Raw genomic sequence first — 18,592 nt, forward strand, 5'->3', positions numbered from 1 at the left:
AAATCAAAAAGGACTGCCAAAGCAGTCCATAGATTTCAAATAACTCATACAAAGTTTAATAGTTCATCTTATTCATAAATTTCATTTTTCCCTTTTGCCATGCTGCCGCATATTTTTTATGTATATTGACTATATTTAACTTCTTCCTTCTTTTCTTCAAAAGTATATTTCTTTTCAATAAATACTTGATGCCATAGCATGAATTGTAATACAGTCCATATTTTTCTACTATTATCTTTTTTATTTAGACAATGCTCTTCTAATAAAGTCATGATATAAAATTTATCAAATAAGTATTCTGTTTGACTTTCATGAATAAGGTTAATTGCCCAGTCATACAATCCGTTTTTTAGCCATTGACTGATTGGAACAGGAAATCCGAGTTTTTTTCGATTAATGACATGATTAGGAACGATTCCTCGCATTGCTTCTCTAAATAAATACTTTGTTGTGCCATTAGAAATCTTTAAAGAGACAGGTATTTTAGAGGCAACTTTAAATACTTCAGTATCTAAAAATGGAACTCGTAGTTCGACTGAGTTTGCCATTGTCATTTTATCGGCTTTTACTAATATATCTCCTCTTAGCCAAGTATGCATATCAATAAACTGCATTTGGTTGACGAGTGGTTCCTTCTTAACTAAGTTATAGTAAGGTTCTACTATTGAACTGTATTTCACTGAGTTGTCATGCTTTAAATAGATTTTCTTCTTTTCATTTTCTTCAAATATTTTTGCATTCCCAATATATCTTTCTTCCAAAGGGATGCATCCTCTTTCTATAAAGCTCTTTCCTCTCATTCCAATTGGCATAATAGTGGACAAATGTTTTAGCACACGTTTTAAGTTAGTTGGGAGATATTCAAACATTTTTAAAGAATCGGGTTCCTTATATATATTATAGCCACCAAATAATTCATCTGCCCCTTCTCCAGAAAGTATCACTGTTACATGTTTTCTAGCTTCCTTAGCTACAAAATACAGTGGTATTGCTGCTGGATCTGCTAAGGGGTCATCTAAATGCCAAATGATTTTTGGTAATTCTTCGATATATTCTTTTGGGGAAATAAACCGATGAATATTTTCAACATCTAATGCTAATGCTGACTCTTTTGCAACATCGATTTCACTGAAACCTTTATTCTCAAATCCTACAGAGAATGTTTTAAGTTTAGGATTTATTTGTCGAGCAATTGCAACGGTTGCAGTTGAATCAATACCCCCCGACAAAAATGCACCTACAGGAACATCACTTCTCATGTGCATAGCTACAGAATCTATTAGCACATCCCTTATCTCTTTGATCAAAACTTTCTTGGAATGAACTGCTTGAGCAAAGGATGGTTTCCAATAAGGTTTTATCATCATCTCTTGATACAGTTTTTTTATGAAATAAGTACCAGGTTCAATTTTCTTAACTTCGGAATAGATTGTACTTGGTTCTGGAACATATTGGAATGATAAGTAATGCTGTAATGCAATTTCATCTAATTTTAATAAGTTTCCATTCAAATCCTCTACTACTCTATCAATAACTTTACTTTCAGAGGAAAATACAATGTCATTTCCTGTTTCATAATAGTAGAGAGGTTTAATTCCAAATGGGTCTCGTGCTCCAAATAAGGTTAGTGTAATAGAATCCCATATTAAGAATGAGAACATTCCTCGAAGTTTTTGTAATACTTCTTCTTTCCACTCTATAAATCCATACAGTAATACCTCAGTATCAGAGTTCGTTTCAAAGTGATATCCCAATTTTTCAAGTTCTTTCTTTAACTGTTTATGGTTATAAATTTCTCCATTAAAAACAATCCAATATCTTTGATCTAAGGAATTTAATGGTTGGTGACCGTTTTCGATGTCTATAATACTCAATCGCTTAAATCCGAGTGATAAATATTCGTCATGATAATATCCTTCATCATCTGGTCCTCTATGATTCATTATTCTATTATATTCTTTAATTGATTTTCTATTAATTTTATCATTCCTACTTGAAGATAAAATTCCAATGAATCCACACATTATTATCTACCCCATTTATCATTCATATATTGCTCTATTTCTTAATAAGAGTAGTTTTTAAATGTTTCGAAACGATAAACAAATAAGGTAAAGTTGTAAACTTTATGAAACAAGTTGTGTCATTTCTATGACCGAAATATCGGTTTTATTTACTTTTCTAATAAAATAAAACTTTTTAGGTAGGAAAAATTTACTTTTAACTGAATAGGTTAATCTATTCGGACAAAAAATGCAGTCATTGGTTTCCATGCTTTAAGTTAGCTCATCTTATTAAAAAAGGAACTTTAGTAACTCCCTTTTATTCATTAATCTACTAATAAAATGAGAATAACTTACAACAAAAATGGATTTTATGATAGTTTTACAATATAATTTGACTATTCAGAATAAAATGAAATAAGAGAGTCTTACTCGATCCTTTTGATATGATTTTCTTTTTATTTCTAATAAACCTTTTATATAGGGAGTGATAGTTTTGGAATTAAACGATGTTTTACACGGGCACAAATCTATACGAGAATATGAAGATAAGGATGTCAGTCAAGAACTGTTGGAACAAATATTAGATGCTGGTATTCGCGCTTCTTCTAGTGGCAATATGCAATCTTATTCCGTTATTGTCACGAAAGACAAAGAACTGAAGAAAAAATTATATACCGCTCATATGGATCAATCAATGGTTATTGATGCTCCCATACTTTTAACTTTTTGTGCAGATTTTAATCGAATGAGAAAATGGCTTACACTGAATGATGCACCAGTACATTTTGATAATTTTATGAGTTTTATGATTGGTGCCATTGATGCGACTTTGGTAGCACAAAATTGTGCTTTGGCGGCAGAGAATGCTGGACTAGGACTTTGTTATATGGGCTCTACACTCGCAAATTGTAATCAGATTGGTGAGATCCTTAATTTACCACCAAATGTCGTGCCAATTGTGGGCTATTCCTTAGGCTATCCAAAAGAAAATCCTCCATTACGTGATCGACTTCCGCGTCATGGGTTAGTTCATTATGAACAGTACCATGATTATTCAAATGAAGAAATCCTTGAAATTTACAAGGAAAGAGATGAAAAGGGCTGGAAACGCTACATGGACATCCCTAAGCTAAAGGAAATGACAGAACAATTAGGGTTAAAGAATTTAGCTCAAATTTATACAATTGCCAAATATACGCAAGAATCTCATCATCAATTTTCGAAGACGGTTTTAGATTACTTGGAGAAACAGAATTATATGAATAATGAATGAAGAAAGTAAGAATTAAGTACATTCTCTATGAAAAAAGCCGATTTCCATAATTGGAAATCGACTTTTTGTTAGTTTAACTAAAATATCATAATCAATGCTGATGTGCATGCAATTTAGCAAAAATCCCATTCTCTTGTGAAAGTAGCTCTTTATGCGTACCATCTTCTGCAATTCCTTCATCAGTTATGACAAGAATACGATCAGCTTTTTTAATCGTACCTAAACGATGTGCAATAATAAGCGTTGTTCGATCTTTCGCTAGATCATTTAAAGCTTCTTGAATAATTGCTTCCGTTTCAGTATCAAGTGCTGAAGTAGCTTCATCTAATATTAAAATTGGCGGATTTTTTAAGAACATTCTAGCAATCGCCAACCTTTGCTTTTGACCACCAGAAAGCTTTAATCCTCTTTCACCTATTTGCGTTTCATACCCATCTGGTAATGAAGCAATTAAATCTGTCAGATGAGCTTTTCTAGCTGCTTCTTCTATTTCTTCCTGAGAAGCTCCTAATTTTCCATATGCAATATTTTCTCTCAGAGTACCTGTAAAAAGGAAAACATCTTGTTGTACTATACCAATATTTGAACGTAGTGATTTCTTTGTCATTTCACGAAGATCGATTCCATCAATTGAAATTGATCCTTCTAATACATCATAGAAACGTGGAATTAATGAACAAATTGTTGTTTTACCTGCCCCAGATGGACCAACAAAAGCGACTGTTTTCCCGGCTTCAATCGAAAATGAAATATTATTTAAGACCGTGCGTTTGTTTTCATAACCAAAAGTAACATTTTGGAAACGAATATCACCTTTTAATGAAGAAACTTCGATTGCATCTGGTACATCTTCAATATCTGGTTCTGAATCCATAAGTTCTGTAAATCGCTTAAACCCGGCCATTCCTTTTGGATATAACTCAAGAAGTGCACTGATTTTATCAATTGGCTTAAATAAGATGTTTAAATACAGTATGAAGGCAACTAACTCACCATAAGATAATATTCCTGTAAAACTAAGCCAAGCTCCAAAAACTAAGATGGCAAGCGTCATCAGTCGAGTTGAAACATATATTCCTAGTAGATTCCAGCTCATTACTTTATAAGCTTTCAATTTAGTTTTACGGAAAAATTGATTATTTTTGTTGAAACGCTTCATTTCGTATTGTTCATTTGTAAATGATTGGACAACTCTAACCCCTGAAACACTATCTTCCACTTGGGAATTTACATTTGCAATATTTCCATACATTTGACTCCAAGAAGCATTCATTTTCATGTTTGAATATGAAATCAACCATACAAGAAACGGTACAATGATGATGGCTACTAGTGCCAATTTCACATTAATTGCAAGCATAATCCAAAATGCACCGATAAACGTCATGATTGCAATGAATAAATCTTCAGGTCCATGATGCGCTAATTCTCCGATATCCATTAAGTCATTCGTAATACGGCTCATAATATGTCCTGTTTTTGTATTATCAAAGAAACGGAATGACTGACGCTGTACATGATTAAACAATTCACGACGCATGTCAGTCTCGATATTGATCCCTAACTTATGTCCCCAATAGTTAACAACAAATTGCATTCCCGAACTAATTAAATAGAGTGCAAGAAGTCCAACACTTACTGTAATGATTAAACTCCAATTTCCCTCAGGTAGAAGCCGATCAATAAACCACGAGACAGCAAGAGGAAATCCAAGTTCCATTAGTCCAACAAGTACCGCACAAAAAAAGTCTATATAAAATAGTTTTTTGTGTGGAATATAATATTTAAAAAATCGTTTTATCATAGAAATACTACACACCCCATCTCTGTTACATTTCATACTTTGGTAGATGATATTACATTATCACATGTAAAGTAAGTGTGCTATATAATCATCTAAAATGTGGAAATATGGAAAATTTAATATAGAGTGGGAAAAGTATTTTATATTAGAAGAAACCAGATTACGAGAATATTCATTGAGCTTGAAAAAAGCGTTGAAGATTCACTGTAGTATTCCAAATATATGTATCTGAGATGTAAACAAAAGCTTATGATTAAGCTATTTTTTCTTGTTAAAGAGATGTTTTATTTTATATACATTTTATTTATAATTACACTAACTATCGTGACAGGAGACAAACATCATGATCTTAGATGAATTAGCTACAAAAATAATTAATGAAGTTAAAAAACTAATCCATGAGGATATCATTATAATCAATACTAATGGAGTCATTATTGCAAGTACAGATCAAGCTCGCGCAGGTACTTTTCATGAGGGAGCATTGATTGCCATTAAGCAAAGAACAACTTTTATCATCACAACTGAAGATGAAAAACGATTAAAAGGTGTAAAGGCTGGAATCAATCTACCTGTCTTCTTTCAAAATGAAATCATCGGTGTAATTGGAATAACTGGTGAGCCAGATTTAATTTCGCCTTTTGGAGAAATGTTGAGACGAATGACCGAACTACTAATTAGTGAAAATTATTATACTGATCAAATCGAACTCACACAACGAGGGCTTGAAGCGTTCGTATTTGATTGGATCCAGCAAGACGAATGGGATGATTCTTTTTATGAGCGTGCACAAATGCTTAATATTGATTTAACGCTTCAAAGACAAATACTTATTTTTGAATGGGAGCATCAAAATAAGCTTTCAGATACAAGGCAAATTATTTTCGATTGGAATAACAGACAAACCGATGAATTATTTATTCGCTGGGGAAATAATCGTCTAGTTGTATTATGTAGAGTTGAGCAATCTTATACAAAATCGCAAAATCTTAATCTTGTCGAATCTATTCTGAATTACGTACAAAGTCGCTTACACTTAAAAATTGCGACTGGAGTAGGTCAACCAACCCAGCCTAAACAATTGGGTAAATCATATCATCAAGCAGTTCGGGCATTAAAAGTATCCAGTAAAACGAATTCAATAGTATTTGATGAAGATCTCACAATTGATTTGATTCTGCAAGATCTATCAAACGAAACGAAAAGTACTTTTATTGAAAGAACGATTGCACCTATCATTAACGAAAAAGAACTTTTTATTACAATTGAAGAATACATTAAACATAATCAATCATTAAAAAACACTGCACAATCATTGCATATTCATATCAATACACTACTTTATCGTCTGAATAAGATTACTGAATTAACCAACTTAAACCCAAGAGAAATCCACGATTTAAGCAAATTTTATATCGGAATTAACCTATTGGATGATTCTACAAAAAAACACCTATAACAGGTGTTTTTTCTATAGAAATCTCCATAGTAAGTACAACCTATTTCTATTTATACTTTAGATAAGATAATAGGGAGGGAATATTTATGGTGTCAAAAGAAATTGCTCAAAGGCTAATTGCAATTGTAGGTGAAGCAAACTTTGATGATTCTAAAATGGAAAGACTTGTTTATTCCTATGACGCAACACCGAATCTTCAATCCTTGCCGGATGCAATCATCAGTCCTCGTTCGACAAAAGAAGTATCGGAAATTATTAAAATCTGTAACGAAAACAAAATTCCAATTGTTCCTAGAGGTTCTGGTACAAATCTTTGTGGTGGCACATGTCCAACCAATGGTGGAATCGTTCTATTATTTAAGCATTTAAATAAGATACTTGAAATCGATGAAGAAAATTTAACGATTACTGTTCAACCAGGCGTGATTACACTTGATATGATCAATACAATAGAAGAAAAAGGATTGTTTTATCCACCAGATCCAAGCTCAATGAAAATTTCTACAATTGGTGGAAATATTAATGAAAATTCAGGTGGACTACGTGGCTTAAAGTATGGTGTAACAAGAGATTATGTCATTGCGCTTGAAATTGTTTTAGCAAATGGAGATATCATTAGAACTGGTGGAAAGCTCGCTAAAGATGTAGCTGGTTATGATTTTACTCGTTTATTTGTTGGCTCTGAAGGTACACTTGGGATTATTACTGAAGCTACTTTAAAATTAATTCCTATGCCTGAAACGAAAAAAACAATGCTAGCTCTTTACGACAGTTTAGAAGATGCTGCTAGAACAGTATCAAAGATTATTGCTAGTAAAATTATTCCAACCTCACTAGAATTTATGGACCAACCTACTTTAGAGGTTGTAGAAAATTTTGCTCAGATTGGCTTACCAACTGACGTGAAAGCAGTGCTATTAATTGAACAAGATGGTCCACAAGAAGTTGTTAACAGAGACATAGAACTGATAAAGAACATTTGTGAGAAAGAAAAATGCATCTCAGTGAGTGTGGCAAAAACTGAAGCCGAAGCAATTGCCTTAAGAACAGCTCGACGCTCAGCACTTTCGGCACTTGCTCAATTAAGACCAACAACTATATTAGAGGATGCAACAGTACCTCGATCAAAAATTGCAGAAATGGTTCAAGCAATAAATGCAATCGCGCAAAAGTATAACGTTAAAATTTGTACATTTGGCCATGCTGGTGACGGAAATCTACATCCTACCTGCCCGACTGATGCTCGCAACCATGAAGAAATGGAAAGAGTTGAAATGGCATTTGCTGAAATTTTTGAAAAAGCAATTGAATTAGGTGGAACCATTACTGGAGAGCATGGCGTCGGAATCGTAAAAGCACCCTATCTCGAATTAAAATTAGGAAAAGAAGGTATTCATGCTATGCTTGCTGTTAAAACGGCATTAGATCCTCATAATATTATGAATCCCGGAAAAGTATTTGCAAAAGATTCTAGAAAACGAATGGTGGTGTCAAAATGACAACACTACAAGAACAGCAAGAACTTCAAGAACAATTTAAAGTAAGAATGAATGAAGATGAGTTATTAAACTGTATGAGATGTGGATTTTGTTTACCAAGCTGTCCAACTTATATTGAATCGGGACAAAAAGAATCACATTCTCCTAGGGGTCGTATTGCACTAATGAAGGCAGTAACTGATGGCTTAATCGAACCTGATGAAGATGTTGAACGTACACTAGAACTTTGTCTAGGATGTCGAGCTTGTGAACCTGTTTGTCCGTCTGGTGTAAAATACGGTCATTTACTAGAAGAAGCAAGAGATATTATTGCACAACACAAAAAACATTCACTTCCTACTCGTGTTGTTCGTAAGTTTGTTTTCAAAGATTTATTTCCACACCAAAATCGCATGAGATTAGCAGTTGGACTTCTAGGTTTATATCAGCGAACAGGATTACAAAAAATTGTTAGAAAATCAGGTATGTTGAAGCTAATCCCTAATAATTTATCAGCAATGGAAAAAGTATTACCAACTGTTCCTTCAATGAAACAAATGAAATCACGCCCTGATTATTTACCAGCTATGCAATCGAAAATAAGCCGAGTAGCATTTTTCTCAGGTTGTTTAATGGATACTATGTTCTTAGAAACTAATAATGCCACTATGAAGCTTTTACAGTTAGCGGGCTGTGAGATTGTCATTCCAAATGATCAAGCATGTTGTGGCGCATTACATGGACATAGTGGTGAAAAAGACATTGCTAAGGAAATGGCTAAAAAAAATATTGCAGCTTTTGAAAACCTTGAAGTAGACTATATCATTACAAATGCAGGTGGTTGTGGTGGATTTCTTATTGATTATGATCACCTTTTAAAAGATGATCCAATGTGGAAGGACCGCGCATTATCATTTAAAAATAAATTAAAAGATATATCTCAAATTTTAGTAGAAGTAGATTTTCATAAAAAAGTAAAATTAAAGCTGCCTACTCAAATTATTACTTACCAAGATTCTTGTCACTTAAGAAATGTAATGAAAACTGCTTCCGCTCCAAGAATTCTTTTACAATCGATTGAAAACATTATTTATCATGAGATGAAGGATGCAGACCGTTGCTGTGGATCAGCCGGAATTTATAATATTGTTGAGTCGGAAATGTCTATGCAGATTCTAGACTATAAGATGGAACAAGTTAAACATTCACAAGCAACGACAATTGTTACAGCAAACCCAGGTTGCTTACTTCAAATGAAACTTGGTGTTGAAAGAGAACAACAAGCTCATAGAACTGAAGTCGTTCATATAGTTGATTTACTTTTACAAGCAACACAATATGATACTCAACAATAAAAAAACTCCTTTATAGTTGGTAACTATGAAGGAGTTTTTTTATCGTTTGTTTTAAATAAATAATAGTAGTCCGAGTTTAATCAACGTATTGAATTGTTTTATCTTATGCCTGAGTAGTAACGAACATAAATAGTATCTTACATCAAATTCATATCAGTTAAAATCATAAATATTGCTATTTTCATTTCATTTTTTGAATCTATTAAGTAAAGGTAATGAACCCAGAATGAAACGAAAAATTTTATGTAGATGTCGATTTTTGCCCGTAAATATTTTGTAAATTCAAACTAAAATGTATTTTGTTTTTAAAATTAGTGTGTTACGATTCACTTTGTGCTACTGGTTATTTTTACCAAAAAAGGGGGATACTTTCCATGTCTTGGTTTACAAAATGGGCCTTTAACAATAAAGCGGCCATATCTTTTTTATCAGTTCTCATTTTATTAGTTGGTGTCTTAAGCTATACCAAACTTCCAATGGAATTTTTACCAGCTGCAGACCAACCAGTTGTGTCAGTCATTGTAATGGGGCAAGGTACTGACTCAAAAACAATGGAAGAACAAGTAACAACTCCAATTGAGAACGCAGTGACTGGAGTAAAAGGTAAGAAACATATTTATTCAAGTACTAGTAACGGTTTTTCAAAAATTGATTTGTATTTTGAATCAGGTACAATCATGAAAGACGCAAAACAAGAGGTTCAAGAATCTTTAAGCAACATTAATTTACCTCAAGGTGTAAGTAAACCGACAATTGTTCAACTAAATACTTCTATGATTCCGATCGCTGACGTCTCTGTAACGTTCGACGATGGATTAACTCCAAATAATATCGATTTTGCAAATAAAAAATTAATTCCATTGTTTAAAGACATTAAAGGTGTAGCAAATGTTCAAACTTACGGAACAGAAAAATCATTCGTTTCTGTAAAAATTGATAATGCTAAAATGGCACAGAAGAAAGTATCTTTAGAAAGTGTTATGGGTATTCTTCGTGGTCAAAATTCAACGATATCAGTTGGAGAAAAAATTATTAATGAAAAAACTAGTAATATAAATGTTGTTGGAAAAATTGATCAACTCGACAAATTAAAGAATCTTTCAGTTGGTGAGAATGTAAAATTAAGTGAAATTGCCAATGTAGAAATAAAAAAGCCTGAACAAAATATTACAAGAGTCGATGGTCAGGACGGATTATTGTTAATTGTAACGAAAGATAGCCATTCAAACGCGGTAAGTATTACGAAGGAAGTAAGAGAAGCGACAAAAGAATTAAATAAGAAATATAATAACTTACATTCTTCAGTTATGATTGCAACTGCAGATATGGTAAAAACATCAGTTCATGCAATGATTAAAGAAGTATTACTAGGAGCATTGTTTGCAACGATCGTCATCATGATCTTCTTAAGAAATATTCGTTCTACACTGATTACTATTGTATCTATACCTCTTTCATTATGTTTAACATTATTTTTACTATCTCAATCTGGAATCACATTAAATGTTTTAACATTAGGCGGTGTAGCCGTAGCAGTTGGCCGACTAGTTGATGATAGTATCGTTGTTATTGAAAATATTTTTAGAAGAATGCAAAAGGAAAGTTTCTCAGTAGACATGATCATTGATGCTACGAAAGAAGTTGGAATCGCGATAACAGCATCTACTTTAACGACTGTTGCAGTATTTTTACCAATTGGGATCATCAGCACTGGTCTTGAAGATTTTGTACTGCCATTCGCCTTAACAATCACTTACTCATTATTAGCTTCATTACTTGTTGCACTGACTGTTGTGCCATTATTAGGTGCGTTCTTTCTTAAAAATGCTAAATTACCTGAACATAAGCCATCTGTTCGATATAAAAAATTACTTACTTGGTCGTTAAATCATAAATGGGTCGTAATCTTAGTCTCATTATTATTATTCGTAGGATCGATTGGTACTTATTTTGTAATGCCTAAAGGTGCTACAGATAACTCTTCTGCAGACTTTGTACAAACAACATTAACTTATCCTAGCGATACGCCAGTTGATACTGTAAAAGAAAATACACTTAAACTAGAGAAGTTCATCTTAGATCAAAAAGAAGTAAAAGGCGTTTTCACACAATTAGGTAGTAATGAAGATGCTGCAAAATATGGAGATGTCCGCTCTCCTACCCAAGCGATTTACTATATTACTTTAAAAGATAAAAAGGACACCGATCAGATCGTCAAAAAAATCAATGCTCAAAAGAATGGATATTCTGATGCAGAATTGCTTGCCGCAGCAACTACTATGTTTGGCGGTGCTAAAACACAAGTTACAATAGATATTGTTGGAAATGATCTAAACGCTCTAGAAAAAACGGCAAGTGAAATAAAAACGAAACTGGTAGATATAAATGGTGTTCAGAAAGTAACAACAAATCAAGAAGACAAAAAGACTGTCTATTCATTAGATGTCGATCCTACTAAAGGTAATGTCGAGCAATTATCTGGGCAACTATTTGCTATGCTAAATCGTACACCACTAGGAACAGTTTCGATTAATGACAAAACGACGAATGTATTTCTTGAACCGATTTTAGAACCAAAATCAAAGAACGATATAAATAATATCCCAGTCATGACGAAAACAGGTATGGTTCCCGTATCATCGATTGCTACTTTAAAAGAAGAAGAAAAACCTACTAATCTATTTCATAAAGATGGCGATACTTATTTAAGTGTAACAGCTGAAGTGAAGCCTAATAAACTATCAGAAATAAATCTAAATATAAACAAAGTTATTTTTGGAGATAAAAAAGCAAAAGGAATGGATATTCCAGATGATGTGAACATTTATATTGGAGGAGCACTTGCTCAGCAATCAGAAGACTTCTCAGATTTATATATGATCATGCTTGTTTCGATTGGATTAGTCTTCCTAATTATGATTATTACATTTAAAACATTCCGTGCCCCTATTGCTATTATGTGCTCATTACCATTAGCTGCTATTGGCGCTGTTCTTGGTCTAGTTATTAGCCGAATTGCTGTAGAACCAACAGCCCTATTAGGTGCACTTATGCTAATCGGTATTGTTGTTACAAATGCGATTGTATTATTAGATCGCGTAAAACAAAAAGAAAAGCACATGATTTTAAGAGAAGCAATCATAGATGCGGCGATTACACGTATGAAACCAATCGTAATGACTGCAGTCGCAACTGTGTGTGCGATGCTTCCACTATTATTTAAAAAAGCAGAAACTGGTAGTCTCGTATCTCAAAGTTTAGCAGTTGTTGTTGTTGGTGGGCTTACAGTCTCAACTCTATTAACATTAATTGTCATTCCAGTAGTATATGAATTATTACATTTTAGAAAATCAAAAAAACAACGTAACAATAAAGAAACAAATAAATCAGCTACTGTCTAAATTCACAAAAACCAGCTCTTTTATAGGGCTGGTTTTATTTTTTTTTATACTCAAATGCAGTCTAATAACAAAAAACAGCAAAAGAAACATGAACTAAATGCTTCTTTTACTATTGTCTATACTTATATATACTTTTCATATTTTGGTAGATTACGCTAAAACAAATTGGTTTGGAAGTCTAATAGAAGTTAGAATTTCAACCTCTGTAACCCTATCTTTTGCATATGAAGAGTTATTTAATACCTCGTGGTCAAGATACCCTGGATGGCACATAACTTCGACAGTCTGCCCATCTTGGACTTGTGTTACTATTTTCTCGAAATAGTCATAAGTCGCACCTTCACCATAGAATTCATGAAAAAATACATCACTAAATGGCGGTACACCTTCAATTGCATGATCTGAAACTCGCCTTACACTAAGGTTATACTTTTTTGATATTTTTTGAACAATAGGTAAAAATTTAGGTATAGTATGAACATGGTGATGACTATCGATATGCGTCAATGTCAGTCCTGATTCTAAAAATTTTTCAACCTGTGCTGTCCATTCTCTTTCAAGTTCTTCAAGTGATATATTTGATTCTAATATGTCTCGATTTTTTTTAAAGAATCCGGTTTGATCTACAAGAGTCGGTACATCTGGTAATATTGGTTTTCCACAAGTGAGAACTAGATGAATTCCAACTTTCAGATTAGGATTCTCTTTCGCTAAATCTATAGCGTGACTTACACCAGGCATATTCATCATCATCGTCGTAGAGTTTACGATTCCATTTTTATGAGCTTCAATAATCCCATAATTAATACCTTTTGAATAACCAAAGTCATCAGCATTTACAATTAGTTTAATCATCGAGTTTTCACCTCATTAAAAAATTGAGGTAAATGTGCTTTATGTGCTTCTAACATTTCATCAACAATTTGTTTTGCAACTTTATCTGAAGCAACTAGTGGGTTAATTGTTAACGCAAGGATTGCCTTGTTGTAATTCCCTTCAACGGCTGCTTCACAAGCAACTCGTTCGAATGATTTAATTTGTTGAACAAGTCCACGGACAGCAACAGGTAAATCTCCCATAACAATTGGTTTTGGTCCATCTTTCGTTATGACACAGCTAACTTCTACGGCCGAATCATTTGGAATGCTCGCAATCGAACCATTATTTTTGGTATTAACTGGCTGAATATCACCTTTATCATTATAAATTGATGAAATCAATCGAACTGCAGCATCACTATAATAAGCTCCTCCACGTTTTTCAAGTTGCGGTGGCTTAATTGAAAGATTCGGGTCCTTGTAAAGTTCAAATAAATCATCTTCCAATTTCTTAACGACTTCAGCACGTGTGCCATCAGTTTCTGCACTTTTAAGATCCTTAGCAACCATTTCCTGTGTTTTATAATAATAATTATGGTATGGACATGGTAGAACGCCTAATGCACTGATAAATTCTGGCTCCCAACCATATCCTTGAATATTCTTAACAAAGCTTGAATTTTCAGGATGAGTTAAGTATTCGATTACTTTGTCTTTTACACTCACTCCATCTACATATACATCTAATCCATAAACCATATGATTTAACCCGGCAAAATCAATACGAACACGTGAATGTTCTACGTCTAAAAGCTTTGCAATTCCCATTTCCATACCAATTGGAACATTACATAATCCAACTACTTTATGATGATCTGTATAACGCAGTACAGCTTCAGTTACCATGCCTGCAGGATTTGTAAAGTTAACAAGCCATGCATCTGGACAAAGCTCTTTCATATCCTTAACGATATCTAAAATAACTGGAATCGTCCGAAGACCTTTAAACAAACCTCCTGGGCCATTTGTTTCTTGACCAAGGACACCATATTTCAATGGAATTCTTTCGTCTTTAGCCCTTGCTTCGAGTAAACCAACACGGAATTGAGTTGTTACAAAATCTGCATCTTTTAATGCGGCTCTTCGATCTAGCGTTAAATGAACCTCCACGGGTAGCCCCGCTTTTTGAAACATTCGTTTAGCCAAATCACCTACAATTTCTAGCTTTTCTCTACCTTCCTCTACATCAACAAGCCAAAGCTCACGTAATGGTAGTTCATCATAACGTTTAATAAAACCTTCTACAAGCTCTGGTGTATAACTTGACCCTCCACCAATCGTGGTGATTTTAATTGATTTACTCATTATGTAACCTCCTTATGATTGACTATTCATATCCTTACGAAGATCTACTATTTCTCTTGCTAAATCTTTTAAAGTCATTGCTGTCATTAAATGATCTTGTGCATGGATTAGAATAATCGGAATGTCGAAATCCTCTCCTCCAGCTTCAGCTTGAATAAGCTGGGTCTGAAAATGATGTGCTTGACTAAATTCACGTTCGGCCTCTGAAAGCTTTTCCTGAGCCAATTCGAAATGTAAATCCTTTGCATCATATATAGCTTCCATTGCAAAGCTTCTAGCATTACCACTATGCAGTATTAATTGAAAGGAAAGGTTGTACAACTCTTCTTTTGTCACCTGAACTCCCGCCTCCTATTAGATTAAAAGATTCATAATGTCAATATCATGCCATAATGCACTCTCTTGAGACCGCTGAAAAACGCTTGTTTTCTAACTTGAATGGTGCAGTCCTCATCTATCTTCGCGACTAGAAAGACAAGCGATTTCATTCAGTCTGAAAATTTTATTTTGTTTAAACACCTAGAGCTTGCCATAGGGCAAGCTCCTGTATTTTATTTTTAGTTAGCTGCTGATTTTTCTGATTCAAAGTTTTGTTTATCCCACATTTTAAAGAATGGGTAGTAGATTGCAAATGAAATAGCAAGGTTAATTAATTGCATTGCAGCACCTCTCCAGTTACCACCAGTTGCAAGGTATCCACCAATAATAGGAGGAGTAGTCCATGGAATAGCAATTCCTGAAGTTTTTGGCGCAAAGCCTGTGGTCATTCCGATATAAGTTGTAACAACTAATGCCAATGGTGCTAAAATAAATGGGATTAATAACAGTGGATTCATTACAACAGGAGCACCAAAGGTAATTGGTTCATTAATATTGAAGATACCTGGTCCAATTGATAGCCTACCTAATTGCTTAGCATGCTGACTTCGAGCAAATAGTAACATCATGATAGCAAATGCAAATGTTGCGCCAGATCCGCCCATATAAATAAAGATATCAATAAACTGTTGAGTAATAACTTCTGGCATTTCTTTACCAGCTTGTAGAGCTAAACGGTTTGCATCAGTTGCTGCTAACCAAATCGGCCCCATAACTCCACCTACGATACTTGCACCATGTAATCCCGTTGACCATAAAAGTTGAATTAACAAAACAGCAATTAATCCACCAACTAAAGTCCCACCTAAAGCTCCTAACGGCTCTTGTAAAAGCTTTCCAACGACATTGTGTAAAGTTTCGAATGAAGTTTTTTCAATCAATAATCGAATAACCCATACAACAAGGATGACTAAAAATGCTGGAAATAACGCCACAAATGATTTACTTACACTTGGTGGTACACCATCTGGCATTTTAATAACAATATTTTTCTGGATAACCCAGCGATAAATTTCAGTTGAAAATAAAGCAATAATAATGGCAACGAACAATCCTTTACTACCTAAAAAGGCCATCGGTAATACGCCACCAACTTGAATTGCAGCATCTGCTCCCTCTGGCGTAAACATTGTAAAATAAGGAGTTGAAAGAATGAAAGCTGCAACTGAAACTGCACCCGCATTTAACGGATCCACCTTATAATGTTCCGCGAGTCGGTAAGCAATCCCGAATCCTGCAATTAGAGCCATAATATCAAAAGTAGCATTTACTGGATAAAGTAGCTTCGTTAACCAGTCAGCACCAAATGTATCTGCCATAAATTGTGGATAGCTATCTATTGGAATAAAGCCTAAAATCAAGAAAATAGATCCAACAATAATGAGAGGCATCGTTAAAATTAGTCCATCACGTAAAGCTTGTAAGTGTTTTTGACCCGCAATTTTGCCAGCAACTGGCATTACCTTCTCTTCTAACATTTGCGTAAATTTGGCCACACTAATCACCCCTATATTGAATTATGAACCTATTAGATTCTTTGCAAACTTTAAAACCTCCGCACCATTACACATCCCATAATGAACGGGATTAATGGCATCTACTGGAATTCCTTTTTCCTCACCGGTCTTTTTTAATTGAGGAAGTAGGTAACGAACTTGTGGCCCTACAAGTAGGACATCCGCATCATCAAGGTGATTTTTCACTTCATTTGCACTAACCGCCCAAATTTTAGCTTCAATTCCTTCTAATTTAGCAGCAGCCTCCATTTTGGTAACCAGCAAACTCGTTGACATCCCAGCTGCACAACATAATAATATGTTCATTCAATCCCCCCTTTCTCACACTTTAGAAAACACTTTCAAAAAGTAGCCAAATTATCATTCTCTTTCTATTCCTAGCAGAATAACTAGGTTTTAAATGACCCCTCTCTCTTTTGAAATTAATCTCAATAAATATATATTCACTTTTCTAAATATTAGGACAAATTAGAAATATTTTTTTGTTTCATTAACATATTTCAATAAAATCAATAAGAAACAATAATTAAAAAGTAAAAAAAGAGAAATCATTAAATGATTTCTCTTTTGCTAATTTATTTTACATCCGTTTATACATGCATCTGTTGATCTCTTTTCATTTTACGTGAAATTTCTTCGAATGCTCCTGAACCAAACACAACGCCAATTAAAATTAAGACAAATCCAATAACTTGTGTTAACACAATTTTCTCGCCTAAAAAGAGCGCTGCACCAATTAAAGAAAAGAACGGATTTAAGTTTATAAAGACAGAAGCTTCAGTTGTTCCAACTTCACCAAGTGCATAATTATAAAGCATATGACCAATCGCTGTTGCTATGATTGCAGACGAGAAGAAAACTGCCCATATTCCAGTTGAATGATGGAGCATGCTTGCCATTCCATTCGGTTCAACAATTTGACTGATTCCAAATAAAATAATTGATCCCATCACAAGCATATAACCTGTCATTAAGCGCGGGTCCAATGTTCTAGAAACCTTTTTAATTAAAACGAAGCTTGCAGCTTGAGCCAAAATTGCTAAGAATACATAGAAATCTCCGTGAGATATACCATGGAAGCCTTCACCGCTTTGTAAAACAATAAATGCAACACCAGCAAATCCAAATAGAACACCTAAAACCCTTACGAAAGTCAAAACACTACCCAAAAAGAAAACAGATAATAATGCTGTTAACAGTGGACCCATTCCTAGAATAAGTCCTCCATTAGAAGCTGAAGTTTGAGATAGTCCAATCGATAAAAAATAATGATGTGCAACAACATTAAGCAACATTGCAAAAAAGACGTATTTAAACTCCTTTTTTGTCAGTTTACGAACTTTTTTAAATAAAAATAGAATAATAAAGACACTGATTCCAGCTGTAAAAACACGAAATGCTGTCATCGTAACTGGCATAAAATTTGCCACTAAAATCTTTGTGGCAATAACATTTAATCCCCATACTACCATAATACAAAATAGGATGAGATAAATATGTTGCTTTTTCAACTTCTCCACTTCTTTCTATATAACGACTAATTAAAGAAAAAGAGAGAACACCAGAATGATGTTTCTCTCGCTTATTCAATGTTAAAAACGGACAGAAAAAATCTTAATTTTTCTGTCAGGAAATTTATTATACGTATCAATATAACACATTCCAAGCTCTCATGAATACGAATTCATCAATAAAATTAATTTTTTCTAGGAATATTTAATTTCCCGCACAAATATAA

General features: G+C 33.8%; 13 protein-coding genes. 5 read left to right on the plus strand and 8 right to left on the minus strand.

Going from position 1 to position 18,592, the window contains the following annotated elements:
- Window positions 1–116: 116 nt before the first annotated feature.
- Window positions 117–2,024: an asparagine synthase (glutamine-hydrolyzing) gene (asnB, locus tag ABID96_RS18190; RefSeq protein WP_192603893.1), complete on the minus strand. Its 1,908-nt coding sequence runs from the start codon at window positions 2,022–2,024 to the stop codon at window positions 117–119.
- Between the two features lie 466 nt (window positions 2,025–2,490).
- Here asnB and ABID96_RS18195 point away from each other — a divergent pair, with 466 nt between their 5' ends.
- Window positions 2,491–3,279 carry a nitroreductase family protein gene (locus tag ABID96_RS18195; RefSeq protein WP_377896986.1) on the plus strand — a complete coding sequence of 263 codons (789 nt, stop codon included), beginning with the start codon at window positions 2,491–2,493 and terminating at the stop codon, window positions 3,277–3,279.
- A gap of 91 nt (window positions 3,280–3,370) precedes the next feature.
- Here ABID96_RS18195 and ABID96_RS18200 read toward each other — a convergent pair whose 3' ends face one another.
- Complete coding sequence (locus ABID96_RS18200) at window positions 3,371–5,083, minus strand: ABC transporter ATP-binding protein (protein WP_192603891.1); 1,713 nt, start codon at window positions 5,081–5,083, stop codon at window positions 3,371–3,373.
- Between the two features lie 343 nt (window positions 5,084–5,426).
- Here ABID96_RS18200 and ABID96_RS18205 point away from each other — a divergent pair, with 343 nt between their 5' ends.
- From ABID96_RS18205 to ABID96_RS18220, 4 genes are all read left to right on the plus strand, one after another.
- Window positions 5,427–6,542, plus strand: coding sequence for a CdaR family transcriptional regulator (locus ABID96_RS18205; RefSeq protein ID WP_192603890.1), 1,116 nt, complete (start codon window positions 5,427–5,429; stop codon window positions 6,540–6,542).
- An 86-nt stretch (window positions 6,543–6,628) separates the two neighbouring features.
- Window positions 6,629–8,041 carry a glycolate oxidase subunit GlcD gene (glcD, locus tag ABID96_RS18210; RefSeq protein WP_192603889.1) on the plus strand — a complete coding sequence of 471 codons (1,413 nt, stop codon included), beginning with the start codon at window positions 6,629–6,631 and terminating at the stop codon, window positions 8,039–8,041.
- On the plus strand, window positions 8,038–9,375 hold the full coding sequence (locus tag ABID96_RS18215) for a (Fe-S)-binding protein (RefSeq protein WP_192603888.1): 1,338 nt from the start codon (window positions 8,038–8,040) through the stop codon (window positions 9,373–9,375). The genes glcD and ABID96_RS18215 overlap by 4 nt, the downstream gene beginning before the upstream one ends.
- Before the next feature lie 374 nt (window positions 9,376–9,749).
- A complete protein-coding gene (locus ABID96_RS18220; protein WP_192603887.1) occupies window positions 9,750–12,776 on the plus strand; it encodes an efflux RND transporter permease subunit in 3,027 nt (1,008 codons plus the stop codon).
- Between the two features lie 150 nt (window positions 12,777–12,926).
- Here the strand turns inward: ABID96_RS18220 and chbG are convergent, their stop codons facing one another.
- The 6 genes from chbG to ABID96_RS18250 all read right to left on the minus strand — a co-directional run bounded on the left by chbG (window position 12,927) and on the right by ABID96_RS18250 (window position 18,374).
- A complete protein-coding gene (gene chbG, locus ABID96_RS18225) occupies window positions 12,927–13,631 on the minus strand; it encodes a chitin disaccharide deacetylase (protein ID WP_192603886.1) in 705 nt (234 codons plus the stop codon).
- Window positions 13,628–14,959, minus strand: coding sequence for a 6-phospho-beta-glucosidase (locus ABID96_RS18230; protein WP_192603885.1), 1,332 nt, complete (start codon window positions 14,957–14,959; stop codon window positions 13,628–13,630). Before ABID96_RS18230 ends, chbG begins: the two co-directional genes overlap by 4 nt.
- A 12-nt stretch (window positions 14,960–14,971) precedes the next feature.
- Window positions 14,972–15,295 (minus strand): PTS sugar transporter subunit IIA, encoded by a 324-nt coding sequence (locus ABID96_RS18235; protein ID WP_192603884.1) that lies wholly within the window; start codon window positions 15,293–15,295, stop codon window positions 14,972–14,974.
- 221 nt (window positions 15,296–15,516) lie between these two features.
- Window positions 15,517–16,833, minus strand: a complete 1,317-nt coding sequence (celB, locus tag ABID96_RS18240; protein ID WP_192603883.1) for a PTS cellobiose transporter subunit IIC — start codon at window positions 16,831–16,833, stop codon at window positions 15,517–15,519.
- A gap of 21 nt (window positions 16,834–16,854) precedes the next feature.
- Entirely contained in the window at window positions 16,855–17,160 is a 306-nt protein-coding gene (locus ABID96_RS18245) for a PTS sugar transporter subunit IIB (protein ID WP_192603882.1), read from the minus strand.
- A 284-nt stretch (window positions 17,161–17,444) separates the two neighbouring features.
- Window positions 17,445–18,374: a DMT family transporter gene (locus ABID96_RS18250; protein ID WP_377896987.1), complete on the minus strand. Its 930-nt coding sequence runs from the start codon at window positions 18,372–18,374 to the stop codon at window positions 17,445–17,447.
- Between the last annotated feature and the right edge of the window lie 218 nt (window positions 18,375–18,592).

It is taken from the genome of Gottfriedia sp. OAE603 (assembly GCF_040543965.1).
Classification (GTDB): domain Bacteria; phylum Bacillota; class Bacilli; order Bacillales; family Bacillaceae_G; genus Gottfriedia; species Gottfriedia solisilvae.

What these genes read in the sequence shown, in the direction of transcription:
- ABID96_RS18230 (WP_192603885.1), bottom strand. Translation starts at nt 14,959, where the DNA reads ATGAGTAAATCAATTAAAATCACCACGATTGGTGGAGGGTCAAGTTAT.
- ABID96_RS18200 (WP_192603891.1), bottom strand. Translation starts at nt 5,083, where the DNA reads ATGATAAAACGATTTTTTAAATATTATATTCCACACAAAAAACTATTT.
- ABID96_RS18245 (WP_192603882.1), bottom strand. Translation starts at nt 17,160, where the DNA reads ATGAACATATTATTATGTTGTGCAGCTGGGATGTCAACGAGTTTGCTG.
- asnB (WP_192603893.1), bottom strand. Translation starts at nt 2,024, where the DNA reads ATGTGTGGATTCATTGGAATTTTATCTTCAAGTAGGAATGATAAAATT.
- glcD (WP_192603889.1), top strand. Translation starts at nt 6,629, where the DNA reads ATGGTGTCAAAAGAAATTGCTCAAAGGCTAATTGCAATTGTAGGTGAA.
- ABID96_RS18220 (WP_192603887.1), top strand. Translation starts at nt 9,750, where the DNA reads ATGTCTTGGTTTACAAAATGGGCCTTTAACAATAAAGCGGCCATATCT.
- ABID96_RS18215 (WP_192603888.1), top strand. Translation starts at nt 8,038, where the DNA reads ATGACAACACTACAAGAACAGCAAGAACTTCAAGAACAATTTAAAGTA.
- chbG (WP_192603886.1), bottom strand. Translation starts at nt 13,631, where the DNA reads ATGATTAAACTAATTGTAAATGCTGATGACTTTGGTTATTCAAAAGGT.
- ABID96_RS18205 (WP_192603890.1), top strand. Translation starts at nt 5,427, where the DNA reads ATGATCTTAGATGAATTAGCTACAAAAATAATTAATGAAGTTAAAAAA.